Source organism: Denitrificimonas caeni, from assembly GCF_905120345.1.
Classification (GTDB): Bacteria; Pseudomonadota; Gammaproteobacteria; order Pseudomonadales; family Pseudomonadaceae; genus Denitrificimonas; species Denitrificimonas caeni_A.
Window position 1 is genome coordinate 425,731 of the sequence record NZ_CAJHOA010000001.1, and the last position, 20,530, is coordinate 446,260.

At 50.6% G+C, this 20,530-nt stretch carries 15 protein-coding genes; 8 read left to right on the plus strand and 7 right to left on the minus strand.

Annotated elements, in window-relative coordinates; all coding sequences use genetic code 11:
- The first annotated feature begins 21 nt into the window (after positions 1 to 21).
- Positions 22 to 555 carry an RcnB family protein gene (locus tag JYJ62_RS01950; RefSeq protein ID WP_205340502.1) on the plus strand — a complete coding sequence of 178 codons (534 nt, stop codon included), beginning with the start codon at positions 22 to 24 and terminating at the stop codon, positions 553 to 555.
- A gap of 260 nt (positions 556 to 815) precedes the next feature.
- Positions 816 to 2,687 carry a cation:proton antiporter gene (locus tag JYJ62_RS01955; protein ID WP_205340503.1) on the plus strand — a complete coding sequence of 624 codons (1,872 nt, stop codon included), beginning with the start codon at positions 816 to 818 and terminating at the stop codon, positions 2,685 to 2,687.
- A gap of 190 nt (positions 2,688 to 2,877) precedes the next feature.
- On the opposite strand, the gene JYJ62_RS01960 is transcribed toward JYJ62_RS01955, so the two are convergent.
- From JYJ62_RS01960 to nadE, 3 genes are all read right to left on the minus strand, one after another.
- A complete protein-coding gene (locus JYJ62_RS01960) occupies positions 2,878 to 3,018 on the minus strand; it encodes a hypothetical protein (RefSeq protein ID WP_205340504.1) in 141 nt (46 codons plus the stop codon).
- A gap of 300 nt (positions 3,019 to 3,318) precedes the next feature.
- Positions 3,319 to 4,170 (minus strand): diaminopimelate epimerase, encoded by an 852-nt coding sequence (gene dapF, locus JYJ62_RS01965; protein WP_205340505.1) that lies wholly within the window; start codon positions 4,168 to 4,170, stop codon positions 3,319 to 3,321.
- A gap of 151 nt (positions 4,171 to 4,321) precedes the next feature.
- Positions 4,322 to 5,155 (minus strand): ammonia-dependent NAD(+) synthetase, encoded by an 834-nt coding sequence (nadE, locus tag JYJ62_RS01970; protein WP_205340506.1) that lies wholly within the window; start codon positions 5,153 to 5,155, stop codon positions 4,322 to 4,324.
- 261 nt (positions 5,156 to 5,416) lie between these two features.
- On the opposite strand from nadE, the gene JYJ62_RS01975 reads away from it, so the two are divergent.
- The 6 genes from JYJ62_RS01975 to JYJ62_RS02000 all read left to right on the plus strand — a co-directional run bounded on the left by JYJ62_RS01975 (position 5,417) and on the right by JYJ62_RS02000 (position 11,644).
- Positions 5,417 to 5,755: a P-II family nitrogen regulator gene (locus tag JYJ62_RS01975; RefSeq protein ID WP_205340507.1), complete on the plus strand. Its 339-nt coding sequence runs from the start codon at positions 5,417 to 5,419 to the stop codon at positions 5,753 to 5,755.
- Between the two features lie 42 nt (positions 5,756 to 5,797).
- Positions 5,798 to 7,069, plus strand: a complete 1,272-nt coding sequence (amt, locus tag JYJ62_RS01980; RefSeq protein ID WP_205340508.1) for an ammonium transporter — start codon at positions 5,798 to 5,800, stop codon at positions 7,067 to 7,069.
- A 93-nt stretch (positions 7,070 to 7,162) separates the two neighbouring features.
- Complete coding sequence (gene nirB / locus JYJ62_RS01985; RefSeq protein WP_205340509.1) at positions 7,163 to 9,700, plus strand: nitrite reductase large subunit NirB; 2,538 nt, start codon at positions 7,163 to 7,165, stop codon at positions 9,698 to 9,700.
- Between the two features lie 22 nt (positions 9,701 to 9,722).
- Positions 9,723 to 10,073, plus strand: coding sequence for a nitrite reductase small subunit NirD (nirD, locus tag JYJ62_RS01990; RefSeq protein WP_205340510.1), 351 nt, complete (start codon positions 9,723 to 9,725; stop codon positions 10,071 to 10,073).
- A 42-nt stretch (positions 10,074 to 10,115) separates the two neighbouring features.
- Complete coding sequence (locus JYJ62_RS01995) at positions 10,116 to 10,925, plus strand: formate/nitrite transporter family protein (RefSeq protein ID WP_205340511.1); 810 nt, start codon at positions 10,116 to 10,118, stop codon at positions 10,923 to 10,925.
- Between the two features lie 14 nt (positions 10,926 to 10,939).
- Positions 10,940 to 11,644, plus strand: coding sequence for a type 1 glutamine amidotransferase (locus tag JYJ62_RS02000; RefSeq protein WP_205340512.1), 705 nt, complete (start codon positions 10,940 to 10,942; stop codon positions 11,642 to 11,644).
- A 24-nt stretch (positions 11,645 to 11,668) separates the two neighbouring features.
- Here the strand turns inward: JYJ62_RS02000 and JYJ62_RS02005 are convergent, their stop codons facing one another.
- From JYJ62_RS02005 to JYJ62_RS02020, 4 genes are read right to left on the minus strand one after another with little or no spacing between them, the layout of a single operon-like run.
- Positions 11,669 to 12,931, minus strand: coding sequence for a diaminopimelate decarboxylase (locus JYJ62_RS02005; protein ID WP_205340513.1), 1,263 nt, complete (start codon positions 12,929 to 12,931; stop codon positions 11,669 to 11,671).
- A 12-nt stretch (positions 12,932 to 12,943) separates the two neighbouring features.
- Positions 12,944 to 14,182, minus strand: coding sequence for an LL-diaminopimelate aminotransferase (locus JYJ62_RS02010; RefSeq protein ID WP_205340514.1), 1,239 nt, complete (start codon positions 14,180 to 14,182; stop codon positions 12,944 to 12,946).
- A 21-nt stretch (positions 14,183 to 14,203) separates the two neighbouring features.
- On the minus strand, positions 14,204 to 15,670 hold the full coding sequence (locus tag JYJ62_RS02015; protein ID WP_205340515.1) for a glutamate synthase subunit beta: 1,467 nt from the start codon (positions 15,668 to 15,670) through the stop codon (positions 14,204 to 14,206).
- A 12-nt stretch (positions 15,671 to 15,682) separates the two neighbouring features.
- Entirely contained in the window at positions 15,683 to 20,410 is a 4,728-nt protein-coding gene (locus JYJ62_RS02020) for a glutamate synthase-related protein (RefSeq protein ID WP_205340516.1), read from the minus strand.
- Positions 20,411 to 20,530: the final 120 nt, after the last annotated feature.

Sequence of the window (20,530 nt, forward strand, 5' to 3'; positions counted from 1 at the left end):
CTTTAGCACACAGGATCTGTCATGCTGAATATTGTTAGAAAATTATCGTTTCCCTTCATTATGATCGGCATTATGCTGTCGCTTTTAGCAGGCAGCGCTTTCGCTGATAAACCGCATTGGGCGCAAGGCAATAATCGCAAAGGACAAGAATATCGTTACGAGAAAAATCATAATTATCGTTACAACAACGACAAACATCACAATGGCAGATACGGCAATGATAATCGCCGCGATCGTCCGCTAAGATATGGTTTTTACAATAATGATCGACGCTTGATCAACCAGTATTATCGCGACCAGCACTACCAAGGCAAATGCCCACGTGGATTAGCGAAAAAGAATAATCGCTGCCAACCTCCTGGCTATGCTAAAAAATGGAAAAAAGGCAAACATTTCACCAAGCATACCCAGTACTACGATCTGCCCAAGGAGCTGCGCTATCGTCTATCGCCGCCTCAGGATAATTACCGCTATGTTAGGGTCGACGATGATATTTTGATGGTTGATAACGTCACCAACATAATTGTAGATGTGATTGAAAATATTCTACGTTAAATAACTCTAGGCTAGATAACGGAGGTCAACTCCTAGCTTAGCTAGACGATCAAATATCTAAAAAATCGCGAGAAAAACCATTCTCATTAACTGCTCGCAATCCGTATCAGCATTTCAGCATAAAGACCGTATACTCCTAGAGTAGATTGGGCTTTGCTGTGAGCGCGCTCAATAATCACCCACTTAGACTTTTACTGTTTCACCGCTGTTGGATAAAATCTGCCAGCGTGCACAGTCACAATTTATGGACTCTATTGTTTATGCCCGTTAGCACTGTTTTGCTGCTCGCTTCTATTGGTGTTTTGTCGCTGTTTTGTCAATGGCTGGCGTGGCGTGTGCGTGTACCAGCCATTTTATTTCTGCTAGCCTGCGGTATCGCCTGCGGACCGGTTCTTCACTATCTAAACCCAGAAGAAGTATTCGGTGATCTGCTGTTTCCAATGATCTCCCTCGCGGTGGCCATTATCCTCTTTGAAGGCAGCTTAACTCTGCGTTTTTCAGAGATTCGCGGTCATAGCAAGATGGTACGTAACCTGATCCCAGTGGGTGCGGTTGTCACCGGTATTATCGGCACCCTCTCTGCACACTGGATTTTAGCTATTTCCTGGGAAATTTCTCTACTGTTCGGTGCTATTTCCGTAGTGACGGGCCCCACCGTGATCGCACCTTTATTACGCTCGGTACGACCTAATGCCAAGCTGGCCAACATACTGCAATGGGAAGGCATCATTATTGATCCGCTTGGCGCCTTGCTCGCGGTGCTGGTGTATGAAGGTATCGTATCGTGGGGCATGGGCAACGTTTTTGGTCACTCCCTGTATATTTTTGGAAAAACCATCGTAGTCGGCAGCGTATTGGGTGCGGCGGCTGGGTATTTGAATGGTCAGGTGCTACGTAAACACTGGATACCGCATTATCTGCACAACGCCGGCACACTGACGTTTATGTTAGGCGTGTACGCTTTGTCCAACGAAATTGCTCACGAATCTGGCCTGTTAACCGTGACCATCATGGGCATCTGGATGGCCAATATGAAGCAGGTATCGGTAGACGGTATTCTGGAGTTCAAAGAATCCTTAAGTGTCCTGCTGATTTCCGCTTTGTTTATTATTTTGGCAGCGCGTATCGAGTTTTCAGCCATCGTCGATCTCGGCTGGGGACTGGCTTTAGTCTTGGTGATATTGATGTGGGTGGCTCGCCCGTTAAGCATCGTGCTGTCGGCCATTGGAACCGGTCTGAACTGGCGGGAAAAACTGTTTTTAAGTTGGATTGCACCACGCGGTATTGTTGCAGCCGCGGTCTCGGCGCTGTTTGCATTCCAACTACAAAGCAACGGCTACGAGGGTGCAGAAACCTTGGTACCTCTGGTGTTTATGCTAATTATTGCCACCGTGACGATCCAGAGTCTGACTGCCCGTCCGTTGGCCAAGTTGCTGGGTGTAGCCGAACCTCCGGAGTTTGGATTTCTGATTCTAGGTGCTAACCCAGTCGCGCGCATGATTGGTAAAGAACTTAAAAAACATGAAGTCCCCGTTATGTTAGCGGATACCAACTGGGAGAATGTTCGCCAAGCGCGTATGGAAAACCTGCAAGTTTACTTTGGTAATCCAGTCTCCGAGCACGCTTCAAACCAGCTCAACTTGACCGGCATTGGTAATCTTCTAGTTATTTCACCTTACAAACACATGAACTCATTGGCCACCTATCACTTTCTCGACTGGTTTGGCGACCACGACAGTGTGTTCAGTCTTACCGAAGGTGAGCAAGACCAGAAAGCCCGTCATAAGACTGCTGAGAAAATACAGCAGACTCGTGGTCTGTTTGATGGTGTCAGCTACGCCAAGCTTGCCAGCTTAGCCAGTCAAGGCTATGTGATAAAAACCACCCAACTCAGCGCAGAGTTCAGCTATCAGGATTTTCTCGAGCAGTATCAACATCAAGCTCTAGTCTTGTTCTTAATTGACGGTAAAGATCACATCGAGCCAGTAAAATCAATGGACAAACTCAAACTCGACGAAGACTCCACACTGATCAGCCTTGTACCGCCGAAAGCACCAGAAGAACGCAAGGATGTTAAAAACGATCAGACTAAAATTGCCGAGGATGCAACTCACATTAACGATGTTAAATAGCCATATAGGCCGTTCTTTCACGACCGGCCTGGGCTCTATTCTAGACACTATGATTAGACATAGATAAACGTCTAAGCCCTTGCTCGACGGTAGTAACCTAGCATAGTTAACTCTTAAGGCGCTCTCTTACTTGGCCAAGTAAGAGAGCGCCTGCTCCCGCACAATATCCCTCATCCGCTCGCGCAATGGTTCATTGCAAACTGGCACCTTGGCTCAATAGCCAGCGGCGTAACTGCATACAGTCGAGCACTTCAGCTTCAAGCAGATAGTATTCTGAGTTGTCGTGCTCTGCTGCTAACCCTTGTTGATTTGGATAAAGGCGTTTCTTCAAGGTGTTGCACGAGCCATAAACTGACGCGTAACTTGAGTAAAATACGCTGTTGATCCGGTAACAACCATTGCATCACTCCACGTTCTAAATAATCTTCAATATTAAATTCGGAAATAAACCGTACGGATTCATCGATCAATTGAATGCTATATGCAACAGTTTCAACATAAAAACCCCTTATGACAGCTCATTTATACTGATACTACTGCTAAATCTAAACCAATCAAAATGACACAGGACAATGCCCATACATTCAAAGATTCAGTCCTTTTTAAATTATAATTTATTACTACATTGCATTCATAAACTCGCAACCCACTGCCCCTCATACAGCTTACTTGCAGAGCCTTGCATCAGCACTGGCGCAGTATCACCGCCCCATTCTATTTGTAACGAACCACCGGTAAGCAGCACCTGAACTTTAGCGTCCAACCAGCCCGCGCGGATACCTGCCACTACTGCAGCACATGCGCCACTACCACAGGCCAATGTTTCACCGGTGCCACGCTCGTGCACACGAAGTTTGATGACATCACGTGCCAGCACTTGCATAAAACCAACGTTGACCATGGCTGGAAAACGCGGGTGTGTCTCTATAAGCCGTCCCAAACGTTGCACTTGTGCTTGTTCAACACAGTGCACAGGCAGTACTGCATGAGGATTCCCCATATTAACGACGGCAAGCTTTAGCATTTCCCCTGCGACGTCCAGTTGATAGAAGTTGGAATTGCCATCGGCGATAAATGGAATATCTGCTGGCCTCGTTTTGGGAACACCCATGTCTACTCGGACCAGTCCTGCATTATTGATCGTTAACTCGATGATACCCGCCTGCGTGGCCACACGAATCGGATTTTTCATAGTAAGGCCTTGCCCCTGCACATAGAGTGCAAAGCAACGTGCACCATTACCACACTGCTCAACCTCGCTACCGTCAGCATTAAAGATACGATAGTTAAAATCCACGCCTGACTGCTTAGCGGCCTCAACTAACAAGAGCTGATCAAAGCCGACGCCAAAATGTCGGTCGGCCAACTGGCGAATCTGCCCAGCGGTTAATAAGATCGGCTCACGCGTAGCATCTAACACCATAAAATCATTGCCAAGACCGTGCATTTTGGTAAAAAGCAAAGGAGATGGGATAACGCTCATGCTGGAGATTCCCTAATAATATAGACGAAAGTCTCTAGCGAAAACTGTGCCAGCTTTTAATATGCAGAAAAGCCTGAGAAACCGCGAGTTTGTCAGACTGTGCCAGCAATACTCTGCGCCATAAGAAGGCAAGCGCACCTAAAGCATGCACTTACCTGCAAGGTGTTTTTGGCAATTGCCGTTTGTGTGCACTGGCCGCATAGCTACGCGTGATACATGCAAAAACAGCCGCAGACACAGGCTGACAGTGTAAAAAAGCATCGATGTCCGCATAGCTGATGCCATACGCCATTTCATCAGGTTTCCCTGGGCTCAGTTCTTCTAAATCAGCAGTCGGTGTTTTGTCGGCCAGCGCTGTAGGTGCACCTAAATAACAGACCATGGCTCGGACTTGCCCCTTAACTAAACCGCTTAAAGGAGCAAGGTCGCAAGCACCATCACCAAATTTGGTAAAGAAGCCCATCACCGCCTCAGCCGCATGGTCGGTGCCAATCACTAACCCGTCTGTGGCGTTAGCAATGGCATACTGCGCGAGCATCCGCATTCGCGCCTTGATATTGCCGTGGACAAAATCGGCGCGAGTCGCACTGAGGCTGTCCAGCTGGCCTATTTCTTGGCATAAGCTCGCAACGCTAGTCGCAATGTTGACAGTACTTTCTTCATCGGCACGAATAAATTTCAGCGCCAACTGGGCATCCGCTTCGTCCTGCTGATGTTGATAAGGCAAACGTACCGCAATAAAACGGTAGCGGTGATCACCGCTCTGCGCGCGCAAGCCCTCGACTGCCAATTGCGCCAAGCGCCCTGCCAAGCTGGAGTCCACTCCACCACTGATGCCCAGTACTAAAGTTTTTAAAGCGCTTTCTTGCAAGGTTGTTTGGATAAAAGTAATCCGCCGCGCAATGTCCGCAGCCAGCTCTGCTTCATCACGAAACGGGGCGGCTACATGAAGGGCACGGGCGATCTCAGCCTGACAGTTTTGCATACAAATACCCCTGTTTAAATTAATCCAGCAGGCAAAACTACTGACAGCGCAAACCTTATGTCAAGCACTAATCACGGCGCACTTTTTTAGTGCCCAACTGCACTAAAACTCTTCATTATCACGCAAAATAACTTGTTAAACAGTCATAAATAACACCTATCCCATTGAAATATATCGCCTTTTTTAAGTTGGCATGAGTGCTGCTTTAACACTACTGAGTCGTTCAATCATTCGTTCATCTTCACTCTCAGGGACAACAGCATGAAACTCATTTCAGCCATCATCAAACACTTCAAACTCGACGATGTACGTGAGGCCATTTCTGATATTGGTGTAAAAGGCATCACCGTCACCGAAGTCAAAGGATTTGGTCGGCAAAAGGGCCATACCGAACTGTATCGCGGCGCCGAGTACGTGGTGGATTTTCTTCCCAAGCTCAAGCTCGAAGTGGCGGTCAGCGACGACAACCTGCATCGAGTCATCGACGCCATCATTAAGGCCGCACATACCGGCTCCATTGGCGACGGCAAAATTTTCGTGACCGATTTAGAACACGTCGTGCGCATCCGTACAGGCGAAACAGGTGCAGAAGCTCTGTAACTCTCCACTGCCCGACAACTGAATGTGTCTAAGGAGACCATGATGGAAAACAATCTGTTTGCTTTGCAGTACGCACTCGACACCTTTTACTTCTTAATCGCCGGAGCCTTGGTGATGTTGATGGCGGCAGGCTTTGCCATGCTCGAAGCAGGCTTAGTGCGCGCTAAAAACACCACAGAAACTCTGACTAAAAATATCGTTTTGTACGCCCTCGCTTGTACCTTGTACTTAGCCGTGGGTTATCAATTGATGTATGGCGGCGGCTACTTTCTTTCCGGCATTACCACGCTGGATCCTGAAGCGGTGCTGACACAATTTTCAGTACGTGAAGAGGGTTTTAGCGGCGCGGCGATTTACTCGCCAGCGGCTGACTTTTTCTTCCAAGCGGTATTTGTCGCCACCTGTATGTCGATCGTCTCCGGTGCGATTGCTGAACGCATGAAGCTCTGGGTATTTTTGCTCTTTGCTGTGCTCATGACTGGCTTGATTTACCCAGTCAGCGGCAGTTGGGGCTGGGGTGGTCAAGCGGTGTTTGGCCTGTACTCACTCACTGAAGATTTCGCTTTTAAAGACTTTGCCGGCTCAGGTCTGGTGCACTTAGTCGGTGCCAGTGCCGCCCTGGCTGGGGTGATGCTGCTTGGTCCGCGTTTGGGTAAATATGGCGAGCGCGGTGAAACACGCGCCATCCCTGGGGCTAACTTACCCTTGGCGACACTCGGTACCTTTCTTTTATGGTTTGGCTGGTTCGGTTTTAACGGCGGCTCGGTGCTGAAACTGGGCGACATCAATAGCGCACACTCAGTGGCCGTGGTGTTTCTCAACACCAACGCTGCAGCTGCGGGCGGCTTACTTGGGGCGCTGCTGATCAGCTACCTAAAGTATCGCAAAGCCGACCTCACCATGATTCTCAACGGTGCCTTAGCCGGTTTAGTCGCCATTACTGCCAGCCCCGATACCCCAACGCCAGTACTGGCAGTGCTGATTGGTTTGGCCGCTGGTGCTCTGGTGGTGTTTTCCATCTTGTTAATGGACAAACTCCAGCTGGATGACCCCGTTGGTGCTATTTCCGTACACGGTGTAGCAGGTTTATTGGGTCTTTTAGTGGTGCCATTAAGCGCTCCAGGCACGACCTTCCTCGGCCAATTGGTCGGTGCGGCAACCCTCTTCGCCTGGGCCTTTGTCGCCTCGTTAATCGTCTGGTGGTTGCTGAGAAGATTCTTTGGCCTACGTATCAGCCCACACGACGAGTATCAAGGCGCTGACATTAGCGAATGCGGCATGGAAGCCTACCCAGAGTTCACCAATCGAGGCTAACCCATAGCGCACACCGTCATGGTTAGAGACGCATGACGGCACTCCAAGTAGACATTGCAAAAATCATACAAGCCAGCCGCAACAGGAGATCCTATGAACAAGCTGAATTTAGTGGTCATTGGCAATGGCATGGTCGGTCACCATTTTTTAGAACAACTGGCTGCCAGCCCTAACGCTCACGCGTTTCAAGTGACGGTCATCGGCGAAGAAAACTATTGTGCTTATGACCGTGTACATCTGTCTGAGTATTTCCAAGGGAAAAGTAGCGACGAGCTCGCCTTAGGCAGTGCAAAGCAATATAAAGATTGGGGCTTTAAGCTGCATTTAGGGGTAAAAGCCACCGCCATCGAGCCGTGTTCACGCAAAGTACAGCTCGACGATGGTACCGAGCTCAGCTATGACAAATTGATCTTAGCAACCGGCTCATACCCTTTTGTGCCGCCGATTGAGGGCAGTACGCTTGAGCACTGTTTTACCTATCGCACCCTTACTGACCTTGATGCTATTTGCAGCAGTGCCAAGACCGCCAATACCGGCGTCGTCATTGGTGGTGGTTTATTGGGATTGGAAGCGGCCAAAGCCCTGTGTGATTTGGATCTAGACACTTTTGTTGTTGAACACTCGCCGCGTTTAATGAATGCGCAAATTGACCAAGAAGGCGGCGAACTGCTGCAAGAAAAGATTGAAGCCTTAGGCGTTCAAGTGCTCACCCAGCGTGCAGCTCTGCGCGTGACTGAAGGACTCGGAGCGCGGTTATGCGTGGAGTTTGCCGACGGCAAAAAGCTAGAAACCGATTTAATTGTGTTTTCTGCCGGTATTCGTCCACGCGATGAGTTGCCGCGCGCTGCAGGCTTACTGCTGGGCGAGCGCGGCGGCGTAGCAGTGGACAATCACTGTCAAAGCAGCGACCCGCAGATTCTCGCGATTGGCGAAGCCGCAGCTTGGAATAACTGTTGTTTTGGCTTGGTCGCCCCAGGTTATCAAATGGCCAAAGTAGCTCTGGCTAACTTAATCGGAGAAGAGTTGGCGTTTACCGGTGCTGATATGAGCACCAAGTTAAAACTGTTAGGTGTTGATGTCGGTGCAATTGGCGACACTCAAGGCAATCAAAACGTAGGAACCAAGATCTACCGTTACCTTGATCAAATCAGCCAGCACTACCGCAAGATGGTGGTATCCGCCGATGGTCAACGTTTGCTGGGTGCTATTTTGGTGGGTGACAACAGCTATTACGACACTTTAATGCAGTATTACCGCAACGGTTTAGATCTGCCCGTTCACCCAGAAAGCCTTATTTTGCCAAGCCAGTCTGGTAGCTCACCCTTGCTCGGCATGGCCGCCTTACCAGACAGCGCGATTATTTGCTCCTGCCACAATGTCAGCAAAGGCGACATTGTTGATTGCTTGCAAGGTGGCTGTGCGTCCGTGGCTGAAGTCATCGAACTCTCGCGCGCCAGCACTGGTTGTGGCGGTTGTAGCAGCCAGCTGAAAAGCCTAGTAGAGCAGCAAATGGCGGCGATGGGCATGGCCGTGAGCAGCGCATTGTGTGAACACTTTGCCTACACTCGGCAAGAGCTGGAACACATGATTCGCACCGAAAACATCCTGAACTTTAACCAACTGCTAGAGCGTCATGGTCAGGGTATGGGCTGCGATATTTGCAAGCCGACAGCTGCCAATATTTTTGCCTCGGTGCAGAACGACTTTGTACTCTCTGCCGATCACCTTGGCCTGCAAGACACTAACGATGCTTTCTTGGCCAATATGCAAAAAGACGGCACATATTCTGTGATGCCACGCATTGCCGGGGGTGAGATCACTCCGGAGATGCTCATTCTCCTGGGCAAAGTGGCGCGTGACTTTGGTCTTTACAGCAAAATCACTGGTGGCCAACGCATTGACCTGTTCGGTGCTGAACTCAGCCAACTGCCCGCCATCTGGCAACGTTTGATAGAAGCAGGCTTTGAAACAGGGCAAGCCTACGGCAAATCCGTACGCACAGTGAAAAGCTGCGTGGGCAGTGCTTGGTGTCGTTATGGCGTGCAAGACAGTGTGCGCTTGGCCATTGATTTAGAGAATCGCTACAAGGGCATTCGCGCGCCGCACAAACTTAAATTTGCCGTCAGTGGTTGTACCCGTGAATGTGCTGAAGCGCAGTCCAAAGACTTTGGCGTCATCGCCACAGAAAAAGGCTGGAACCTGTATGTCGCTGGCAATGGTGGAATGCGCCCACGTCATGCGGATCTGTTTGCGAAGGATTTAGACACCGACAGTTTAATTCGCACCATCGACCGCATCATGATTTTCTACATCCGTACCGCTGGGCGTCTAGAACGCACCGCACGCTGGTTAGAGAGCCTTGAAGGTGGCTTGGAGTATTTACGAAAAGTCATTTTGCACGATTCGCTCGGTTTAAATGCCGACCTCGACCAACAAATGGCGCACTTGGTGGCCAGTTATCAATGCGAATGGCAAACCACACTGAATAATCCAGAAAGCCTAAAACGCTTCCGGCAGACCATTAACAGTGTTGGAGACGACCCACAATTACTCTATGTCTCAGAACGAGGACAAAAACGCCCCGCTAATGCGCAGGAACGTGCGCAGCAAATCCCTCTTGTTAGCGTGTAAATCTAAGCCTTTGGAGGCTGCCATGACAGAACAACAGACGTGGATAACCGTAGGCCAGCGCAGCGATTTAATCGACGGTGCCGGCGTTGGTGCACAAGTCGCGCTGTTTTACTTAAAAAAACATAACCAACTGTTTGCTGTGGGCAACCTCTGCCCTTTTAACGACCTGAACATTATTGCCCGCGGCATCATCGGCGATATCAAAGGCGAACCTGTCGTCGCCAGCCCACTGCATAAAGAGCACTTCTCGTTACTCGATGGCCATTGCCTTGAGCAACCCGAAGTGCGTTTACCGGTATGGCAGGTTCGCTTAGAAGGGAATGTCTTGCAGGTTATGCGCCCTGCAACACAAGCAACCAGCACTTCGTTTTAATGATCGTTTTCTGATGTTTTTCTAGATTATCAAGGGGTTTATATGTCTTATGTTATACCGAGTGAATTTGCCAAAAAAATGGTCGATTCAGGTGAAGCCAAGTTGCGCATGTCGCGCCGCGATGTGCTGATTCGCTCCTGCATGGCCGGTGCTATTTTGGCACTGTCTGCGGCCTTTGCAGTCACAGTCGCGCTGCAAACAGGCTCGCACTTACTGGCCTCTGTGCTGTTCCCTGTTGGTTTTATCATGCTTTATTTAATGGGTTTTGATTTGCTAACAGGAGTGCTCATGTTAACGCCTTTGGCATGGTTGGATCGTCGGCCAGGTGTCACTCCGGGGGTGGTACTGCGCCACTGGGGCTGGGTGTTTTTAGGCAACTTTAGCGGAGCGCTGCTGGTGGCCTTGCTATTGTCCTTCACCTTTACCATGGGCTTTGCGACCGAACCGGGCGCTATTGCTGCCAAACTGGCCTCGATTGGCGAATCTCGTACGCTAGGTTATGCCGAGTACGGTGCCAGTGGCTGGGTGACTATCTTCATTCGCGGCATGCTGTGCAACTGGATGGTGTCAATGGGTGTGGTAGGTGCCATGCTCTCCACCAGTGTCAGCGGTAAGACGATTGCCATGTGGATGCCTGTAATGCTGTTCTTTTACATGGGCTTTGAACACTCGGTGGTCAATATGTTCTTATTTCCCAGCGCGATGTTGATGGGTGGCGACTTCTCCGTAATGGACTATTTGCTCTGGAATGAAATCCCTACCGTATTAGGCAACCTCGCTGGCGGCCTGTTGTTTACCGGTCTAGCGCTATACACAACCCATGTCCGTACTGCACCACAACGCGTCTTATAAGCTGAGGAGTCACCATGCATATCCAAGTCTTTCAGCATGTATCCTTTGAAGGGCTTGGATACATTGAGCACTACCTTAATCAAGCACAGCATCAGATCAGCTATAGCGAATTTTTCGCTAGCCCTTGCCTGCCTTCCCTTGAGCACATAGATGCCCTGATTATTATGGGCGGCCCAATGAGTGCGCATGATCACGCTGAGTACCCTTGGCTGCGTGATGAAATTGAGTTTATTCGCCGCTTTGCCGCCACCGGCAAGCCCATGCTGGGTATATATCTCGGCGCGCAGCTCATCGCCAATGCTTTGGCTGCAGATGTATACGCCAACCCAGAAAAAGAAATCGGCTGGCACCCGATCAGCACTAGCAATCATGGCAAGGATCAGGTGTTTCAATTCCCCAGTTGCATTGAAGTGTTTCACTGGCACGGAGAAACCTTTAGCTTGCCGCAGGGAGCCATTTGTTTAGCGCACAGTCAAGGCTGTGCTCAGCAGGCATTTCAGCTCGGGCGACATATTATTGGTTTACAGTTTCACTTAGAAGCCACTCAACAAACGGCCAAAGCGCTAGCCAGCCACTGCCAAGCTGAACTGGTCAAAGGACGCTATATCCAAAGCGCCGCCGAAATAATGGCAGCAGCACCTGAGCGTTATGCGGCGATCAATCAGTTGATGAGTGAGGTATTGGACTACTTGCTTGCCCCTGAATCATGTCAGGCATGACTCAAGGGTTGGTCAAGCCGTGTTTTAATTAGACGACCACACCTTAGCGGCAAAATGCAAGGTGGCAAAATAATCATCCTGGGTTTCGGCACGGCGAATCCGTTCAACGCTGCCATCGGCTCTGAGCAACAACTCTTGCGGGCGCAGTTTGCCGTTGTAGTTAAAGCCCATGGCATGGCCGTGGGCACCGGTATCTTGAATAATCAGCAAGTCACCATCCACGATCTCAGGCAAAGCCCGTTGCACGGCAAATTTATCGTTGTTTTCGCAGAGCGAGCCCACCACATCGACCATCGCATCGTCAGGGCTGGGCGTTTTTTCGAGCACGTCAATATGATGATAGGCGTTGTACATGCCGGGACGCATTAACGCTGACATGCAAGCATCGACACCCACATAAGTGCGATAAATGTCTTTACGGTTAATTGCCTGAGTTACCAACACCCCATGTGGGCCGGTGATATAGCGGCCACTTTCCATATACACCTTGGGCTGGTAGCCATGCTGCGCGGCAAATGTCTGCAATAGCACTGCGGTTTCGTGGCCTAACAACTCAATATCAAAGGCTGTTTCTTCTGGGCAATATGGAATACCCAAGCCACCGCCGATATTGATAAATTCAAACTCAATATTCAGCGCTTGCCCCACTTCAGCCACGAGATCTAACAACATCTGCGTGGTTTGAACCATATATGCGGGGTTGCACTCATTGGACGCCAGCATGGTGTGCAAGCCAAAGCGTTTCGCGCCACGCGCTTGTGCTTTGGTAAAGGCGGCAAAAATTTGCGTGTGGGTTAAACCGTATTTGGCTTCTTCTGGTACGCCAATGATGCTGTTACCGCTGCGTGCTGAGCCTGGGTTATAACGAAAACACACCAATTCTGGCATGTCTGGGACTTTATCAATCAGGCCAATGTCATCTAAATTCAGAATGCAGCCGCCCTGTTCCTGCGCAGCCACAAACTCTTCGATTGAAGTGTTATTGGAGGTGAACATAATGTCCTCTCCTTGGCCACCGGCTTGACGCGACAGCACCAACTCGGCAATCGAACTGCAATCAAAGCCAAACCCCAAATCCGCCATGATCTTTAAAATACTGGGGTTGGGCAGTGCTTTCACCGCGTAGTACTCACGAAAGCCTGGAACATTGGCGAAGGCTTGTTGTAATCGTTGACCGGTATCGCGAATACCCTGCTCGTCATAAATATGAAATGGTGTGCCAAATTCAGCAGCGATACTGCGCAGATTTGGGTACAAACGTTGACTAAAATCGGTAGAAATAGGCATAAGCAAGCCCCCTTAAAGTGGTGAATGGTGTAGCAATGCCGCTTCAATGCGCTGCATGGCCTGCTGGACTTTCTCGAAATTATTGAACGCACTGATGCGAATATGCTGTTCGCCGCAGCGACCAAAACCAGCACCGGGGGTACAAATCACCCCAGCGTTATTCAGTAAGAAATCAAAGAATGCCCAGGCATCTTGCTTAACCTCGATCCAAATGTACGGTGAGTTATCACCGCCGCTGCATGCAAAGCCCATGCGCTGAAAGGCTTGACGAATGTACGCTGCATTTTTTAGGTAGTACTCAATCAGCTCGGCCACTTGCGCTTTACCGTCTGGGCTATAGACCGCTTCTGCTGCGCGCTGGACTGGGTAAGACACGCCATTGAACTTGGTGGTATGTCGACGCATCCATAAGTCACGCACCGAGACCGCAACACCCGCTGCGGTGTAAGCAGTACAGGCTTTAGGCACGACCGTATAGGCACAGCGCACACCAGTAAAACCTGCGGTTTTCGAGAAGCTTCTAAACTCAATCGCGACTTTTTCAGCACCCTCGATTTCATAAATTGAATGGGGTACATCCTCATCCTGAATAAAGGCCTCGTAGGCAGCATCGAACAGAATCAGCGCTTGCTGCTCAAGCGCATAATCCACCCACAGGCGCAGTTGCTCACGGGTGATACTCGCTCCGGTGGGGTTATTGGGGAAACACAGATAGATCAAATCCACCGGTTCGCTCGGTAGCGCAGGGATGTAGTTGTTTTCAGCTGTGCACTCAAGATAGACCAAACCCTGATAACGCCCTGCTTGGCTCGCGCCGGTGCGTCCGGCCATCACATTGGTATCGACATAGACCGGATATACCGGATCAGGAATGGCTAAGCGCAGATCTTGCGCAAACAGTTCTTGAATGTTGCCGGTATCGCACTTGGCACCGTCGCTGACAAAAATATCATCAGCATTGATGTTGGCACCACGCGCTTGAAAATCATGTTCGGCGATGGCTTGGCGTAAAAAATCATAACCTTGTTCAGGGCCGTAGCCGCGAAAGGTCTGACTCTCAGCCAGCTCATCGACCGCTTTGTGCATGGCTTGCACGCAGGCGTCGGGTAACGGCTGGGTGACATCACCAATACCTAAGCGGATTAATTCACGCTCAGGGTGTTGTTGTTGAAAAGCCTGGATGCGCTGGTTAATTTCAGCAAACAAATAGCTGTTTTGCAGTTTTTGGTAGTGCTCATTAATACGAATCATAATGACCTTATCGACGTAGAATTAACGCGGCAACGTGCTGCTGCCCATTAAGAATTGATCCACTGCTCGCGCCGCTTGGCGACCTTCACGAATTGCCCACACCACCAGCGATTGACCGCGACGCATGTCGCCAGCACTGAACACTTTCGCCACAGTAGTGGCATAGCCGCCTTGGGCATCAACACTGGCTTTAGCATTGCCACGGCCATCCAGTTCCACACCGAAGCCTTTTAGAAGCGTGGCCACAGGACTGACAAAGCCCATGGCTAACAGCACCAAATCGGCAGGCCAAAGCTGTTCACTGTTTGGCACTTCGACAAAAGCGCCCTGCTGCATCTCAACGCGTACGGTTTTGAGGCCCGTCAGTTTGCCGTTGCTGCCAACAAACTCTTTGGTGGCTATCGCAAACTCTCGCTCACAGCCTTCTTGGTGACTGGACGAAGTGCGTAATTTGTAGGGCCAGTACGGCCACGTCAGCGGTTTGTTTTCTTGCTCTGGCGGACGCGCCATCACTTCAAATTGCACTACGCTGGCGGCGCCTTGACGGTTGGATGTACCCACGCAATCCGAGCCGGTATCACCGCCACCAATCACGATGACCTGCTTACCTTCAGCGCGCAGCTGCTCAGGCATCGCCACACCTGCATTGACGCGGTTTTGCTGCGGCAAAAATTCCATGGCGAAATGCACGCCATCTAGCTCACGCCCCGGCACTGGTAAATCACGTGATTGTTCGGCACCACCGGTGAGTAATACTGCGTCGAAGTCCTGCAGCAGACTGCTTGGGCTAACGCTCTGCGTAGCCCAATTGGTCACTTTGCTATCGGCAGATAAATCGCCGATCAAGGTATTGGTACGAATCTCGACGCCTTCAGCCAGTAATTGCTCAACGCGACGATCGATATGCACTTTTTCCAGCTTGAAATCAGGAATACCAAAGCGCAGCAAACCACCTACTTGATCATTTTTTTCAAACAGGGTGACACTGTGCCCTGCCCGCGCCAATTGCTGCGCCGCTGCAAGACCTGCAGGACCAGAACCCACCACCGCCACTTTTTTCCCAGTTTTATTGCTAGCTATTTGTGGTTGGACCCAGCCTTCGGCATAGGCGCGATCAACAATGGCATGCTCGATGGACTTAATGCCGACCGGCTGTGCATTAATATTTAAGGTACAGGCCGCTTCACAAGGTGCAGGACACACACGCCCGGTAAACTCGGGGAAGTTATTGGTGGAGTGCAAGACCTTGCTGGCGTTGTGCCAATCATCGCGATACACCAAGTCATTAAAGTCCGGAATAATATTATTCACAGGGCAAGCACTGTGACAAAACGGTGTACCGCAATCCATGCAACGTGCACTTTGTTGGTGCGCTTGTGCTGGCGTCAAACCGTGCACAAATTCGTTGTAATCTTTTAGACGTAATTCAACTGCGTCGTATTCTTCTTCGATACGTTGAAACTCTATAAATCCAGTAGCTTTTGACATTGATTCTTCCTCCTAGCAACTTACACTGGCGATGACAGGCGCAGCGGCCTGCGCAGCAGCATTGATCTGTTCCAGCGCGCGACGGTATTCATGCGGGAAGACTTTGATAAAGCGCTTTTTGGCTGTCGCCCAATTGGCCAGTAGTTCTTCTGCACGTAACGAGCCAGTCAAATGCAAATGCTCTTCAAGCAAACCCTTTAATAAGGTTTCATCGGCTGTTTGCCCATGCAATGGGATACCAGCAGCCGCTTGCGCAGCAGGATCCAGCAGCGGTTCTAGGCCGACTTGTTCGGTGTTACAACGCAGGGCAAATTGACCGTCTTGGTCATATACAAAAGCCACGCCACCCGACATCCCCGCGGCAAAGTTACGCCCGGTTTGTCCAAGCACGACGACGGTGCCACCGGTCATGTATTCACAACCATGATCACCCACACCTTCCACCACAGTGCTCGCGCCGGAAAGACGTACCGCGAAGCGCTCGCCGGCCACGCCACTAAAGAAAGCTGAGCCTGAGGTGGCGCCATACAACACGGTATTACCGACAATGATGTTGTCGCTCGACATACCTTTAAAGTCGCGGCTTGGACGCACAATCAAGCGCCCGCCGGACAAGCCTTTACCACTGTAGTCATTGGCTTCGCCGACTAGATCAAAGGTAATCCCTTGAGCAAGGAAGGCAGCAAAACTCTGACCGCCAGTACCAGTGCAATGCACATGGATACTGTCATCGGCTAAACCATCTGGGTGATGCTTAATCAGCGCACCCGATAGCATCGCGCCGACCGTACGGTTGGTGTTTCTGACCTGAGTCTCAATGCGCACAGGCTTGCCATGTAGCAAAGCCGCCTGCGCCTGAGCGATTAACTGCTGGTCAAGTGCATGTTCCAGACCATGTTCTTGCTGACTGCTGTGTAAGCGTGGCACTTCTGCAGGCGCCGTGGGTAAGGCAAATACGCGGCTAAAATCTAAGCCTTGCGCTTTCCAATGCTCAACGCCTTGGCGCATGTCGAGTAAGTCGGTACGGCCAATCAGCTCGTCAAAGCGGCGCACACCGAGTTGCGCCATGACCTGCCGGACTTCTTCGGCAATAAAGAAGAAGAAATTGACCACATCTTCAGGTTTGCCAGAAAACTTCTTACGCAGTTCTGGATCTTGCGTAGCAATGCCCACAGGACAGGTATTGAGGTGACATTTGCGCATCATAATGCAGCCTGAAGCAACCAAAGGCGCGGTGGCAAAACCAAACTCATCCGCGCCCAATAAGGCCCCCACCACCACATCACGGCCGGTTTTCATCTGACCATCAGCTTGGATCCGTACTCGCCCACGCAAACGGTTGAGCACTAAGGTTTGCTGGGTTTCTGCCAGACCCAATTCCCACGGCGTGCCGGCGTGCTTAATTGAACTCCAAGACGCCGCTCCGGTGCCGCCATCATGGCCAGCAATAACGATGTGATCGGCTTTAGCTTTCGCCACACCAGCAGCAATGGTGCCCACGCCCACTTCTGAAACCAGCTTGACTGAAATATCAGCACTGGGATTGACGTTTTTTAAGTCGTGAATCAGCTGGGCTAAATCTTCGATGGAGTAAATATCATGGTGCGGTGGTGGCGAGATCAATCCCACGCCCGGCACCGAATGGCGCAACTTACCAATGTAGCTGGACACCTTGTTGCCCGGTAACTGCCCGCCTTCGCCGGGCTTAGCACCTTGCGCCATTTTGATCTGGATTTGATCGGCTGAGACCAGGTACTCCGTGGTGACGCCAAAACGTCCTGAGGCCACTTGCTTGATTTTCGAGCGCAGGCTGTCGCCTTCACGCAGGATGTAGTCCACCTCAACGGTGTCTTGACCCATCACCTCGCTCAATAAGGTCCCTGCAGCAATTGCTTGGCCTTGCATTTCATTACGATAGCGCGCGTGATCTTCACCACCCTCACCGGTATTGCTCTTGCCACCAAGACGGTTCATGGCAATCGCCAGGTTCATATGCGCTTCGGTGGAAATTGAGCCTAATGACATGGCTCCGGTGGCAAAACGCTTAACGATTTCACTGGCCGCTTCCACTTCTTCGACAGCAATGCTGCGCTCAGGTTGAATGCGAAACTCAAACAAACCGCGCAACGTGGTATGACGCTTGGACTGATCATTAATAATCGCTGCATATTCAGCAAAAGTTTCATAACGATTGCTACGGGTGCTGTGCTGTAACTTAGCAATCGCATCCGGCGTCCAAGCATGCTCTTCAGCGCCAGCACGCCAAGCAAACTCACCGCCAGCATCTAATTGTTGGTCAGCCAAGGCAGCAGGATTAAAGGTGTGCTGATGACTGCGAATCGCCTCGTCAGCAATATCAAAAATACCCAGCCCACCAATTTTTGAAGGCGTGCCGGCAAAATACTTATTCACCAGCTCTTCACTTAAACCCACCACTTCAAAAATCTGCGCACCGCAGTACGACATATAGGTACTGATGCCCATTTTCGACATGATTTTAGTTAAGCCTTTACCCACGGCCTTAACAAAATGCTGTGACGCTTGCTCAGCACTCACACCTAACTCAGGAGCAATGTCAGCCAGTGTTTCTAAGGCTAAATAAGGGTGAATGGCTTCAGCACCAAAACCTGCCAAGACCGCAAAATGATGCACTTCACGGGCGCTGCCGGTTTCTACCACAAGACCAACAGTGGTACGCAAACCTGCACGCACCAAATACTGATGAATAGCTGATAAGGCCAATAACACTGGAATCGCCACTTGATCACGGCTCATGTGGCGGTCGGTGATAATTAGAATATTGCAGCCGGCATGAATCGCCTCTTCAGCCTCCGAGCACAGATAAGCAATCCGCGCTTCAACGCCGGCTTTGCCCCACTGACTGGGGTAGGTGATATCAATTTCACATTTGCGAAACTTACCGCCCGTGCTCTGCTCGATATGGCGTAAACGTGCCATATCGGCGACATCTAAGATCGGTTGCGAGATTTCTAAACGCAGTGGTGGATTGCTGGCATTGATATCCAACAAGTTAGGACGCGGGCCAATAAAGGACACCAGCGACATCACCACCGCTTCACGAATCGAATCGATGGGCGGGTTGGTCACTTGCGCAAAGAGCTGACGAAAGTAATGGTACAAAGGCTTGTTACGCGCTGACAGCACCGCTAATGGCGCATCGTTGCCCATTGAGCCAATGCCTTCTTCAGCATTCACCGCCATTGGTGCCAATTGGTACTTAATGTCTTCTTGGCTATAACCAAAGGCTTGCTGACGCACTAACAACGGCTCGGCAAAGGTCAATGGCTCAGCATCGGCGCTTAAGGTATCTAGACACATACGCACATTGTCGATCCACTGACGATAAGGCTTGGCCTGCGCATAGCGCTGCTTCAGCTCTTCATCTTCAACGATGCGGCCTTGTTCTAAGTCGATCAGAAACATTTTCCCCGGCTGTAAACGCCACTTGCGCACAATCCGCTGATCAGGAATCGGTAACACGCCAGTTTCTGAAGCCAATACCACCATGTCATCATCGGTGACAATAAAGCGCGCAGGTCGCAGACCGTTACGATCAAGGGTTGCACCAATTTGGCGACCATCGGTAAAGACCATCGCCGCAGGACCATCCCAAGGCTCGAGCATCGCCGCATGGTACTCATAAAAAGCACGACGCTGCGCATCCATCTGATTATGCTTTTCCCAGGCTTCTGGGATCATCATCATCGCTGCTTGCGCCAGCGGATAACCAGCCATCACCAGCAACTCTAAGGTGTTATCAAAGGTTGCCGTGTCGGATTGGCCATCCATGCTGATCGGATAGAGTTTTTGTAAATCATCACCGAGCACCGGCGACGACATCACCCCTTCGCGGGCACGCATCCAGTTAAAGTTACCTTTCACTGTGTTGATTTCACCGTTATGCGCCACCATGCGATAGGGGTGAGCCAGCGGCCAGGAAGGAAAGGTGTTAGTGGAAAAGCGCTGATGCACTAAGGCCAAGGCTGAGACCAACTGCGGATCTTGCAAGTCGAGGTAGTACTGACCCACCTGATTTGCTAGCAATAAACCTTTATAGATCACCGTGCGGCACGACATGCTCGGCACATAGTATTCAAAGCTGTGAGTGAGGCGTAAATGAGTAATCTTGGCTGAAGCAGTTTTACGAATCAGATACAGCTTACGTTCGAGCGCATCAGACACCATGATGTCGGCACCACGGCCAATAAATACCTGACGAATCACCGGCTCACTGGCGCGCACATCCGCAGACATCGGTAAATCACGATTGACCGGCACATCACGCCAGCCCAGCAGCACTTGCTTCTCAGCGGCAATCGCCCGCTCTAACTCACGCTCACAGGCTTGACGGGCGGCCGCTTCTTTAGGCAGAAACACCATACCCACGCCATAATCACCCGCTGGTGGCAGCTGCACGCCTTGCTTGGCCATCTCGGCACGGTAAAACGCATCAGGAATTTGAATCAGTAAACCTGCACCATCGCCCATTAATGGGTCAGCACCAACCGCGCCACGATGGTCAATGTTTTCCAGAATCTTCAGCCCTTGCTGAACAATGGCGTGCGATTTAATCCCTTTAATATGCGCAACGAAGCCAACACCACAGGCGTCATGCTCGGCATTGGCATACAGACCTGTGTCGATCGCGTGTTGAATTTCCTCTGCGCTTGCAGCTCGGACAGTTTCTGACGTTGGCGCTTGCGGCGTTGCCTTAGGCATAGGAACACTCCCTATCTAAATAAAAAATAAATGCGGCGAAGCAACTAAAGTTGTCGCGCTTTACTCTCTATTCAGCAAGGATTAGGCCAACCTATAGAAACGCCCTAAATACGCGCCATA

Excerpts from the sequence above, each read along its gene's own strand:
- dapF (WP_205340505.1), bottom strand. The coding sequence starts at position 4,170 with ATGAGCGTTATCCCATCTCCTTTGCTTTTTACCAAAATGCACGGTCTT.
- JYJ62_RS02015 (WP_205340515.1), bottom strand. The coding sequence starts at position 15,670 with ATGTCAAAAGCTACTGGATTTATAGAGTTTCAACGTATCGAAGAAGAA.
- nirD (WP_205340510.1), top strand. The coding sequence starts at position 9,723 with ATGACAGAACAACAGACGTGGATAACCGTAGGCCAGCGCAGCGATTTA.
- JYJ62_RS01995 (WP_205340511.1), top strand. The coding sequence starts at position 10,116 with ATGTCTTATGTTATACCGAGTGAATTTGCCAAAAAAATGGTCGATTCA.
- JYJ62_RS02000 (WP_205340512.1), top strand. The coding sequence starts at position 10,940 with ATGCATATCCAAGTCTTTCAGCATGTATCCTTTGAAGGGCTTGGATAC.
- JYJ62_RS02005 (WP_205340513.1), bottom strand. The coding sequence starts at position 12,931 with ATGCCTATTTCTACCGATTTTAGTCAACGTTTGTACCCAAATCTGCGC.
- JYJ62_RS01975 (WP_205340507.1), top strand. The coding sequence starts at position 5,417 with ATGAAACTCATTTCAGCCATCATCAAACACTTCAAACTCGACGATGTA.
- nirB (WP_205340509.1), top strand. The coding sequence starts at position 7,163 with ATGAACAAGCTGAATTTAGTGGTCATTGGCAATGGCATGGTCGGTCAC.
- JYJ62_RS01950 (WP_205340502.1), top strand. The coding sequence starts at position 22 with ATGCTGAATATTGTTAGAAAATTATCGTTTCCCTTCATTATGATCGGC.
- amt (WP_205340508.1), top strand. The coding sequence starts at position 5,798 with ATGGAAAACAATCTGTTTGCTTTGCAGTACGCACTCGACACCTTTTAC.
- JYJ62_RS01955 (WP_205340503.1), top strand. The coding sequence starts at position 816 with ATGCCCGTTAGCACTGTTTTGCTGCTCGCTTCTATTGGTGTTTTGTCG.
- nadE (WP_205340506.1), bottom strand. The coding sequence starts at position 5,155 with ATGCAAAACTGTCAGGCTGAGATCGCCCGTGCCCTTCATGTAGCCGCC.
- JYJ62_RS02020 (WP_205340516.1), bottom strand. The coding sequence starts at position 20,410 with ATGCCTAAGGCAACGCCGCAAGCGCCAACGTCAGAAACTGTCCGAGCT.
- JYJ62_RS02010 (WP_205340514.1), bottom strand. The coding sequence starts at position 14,182 with ATGATTCGTATTAATGAGCACTACCAAAAACTGCAAAACAGCTATTTG.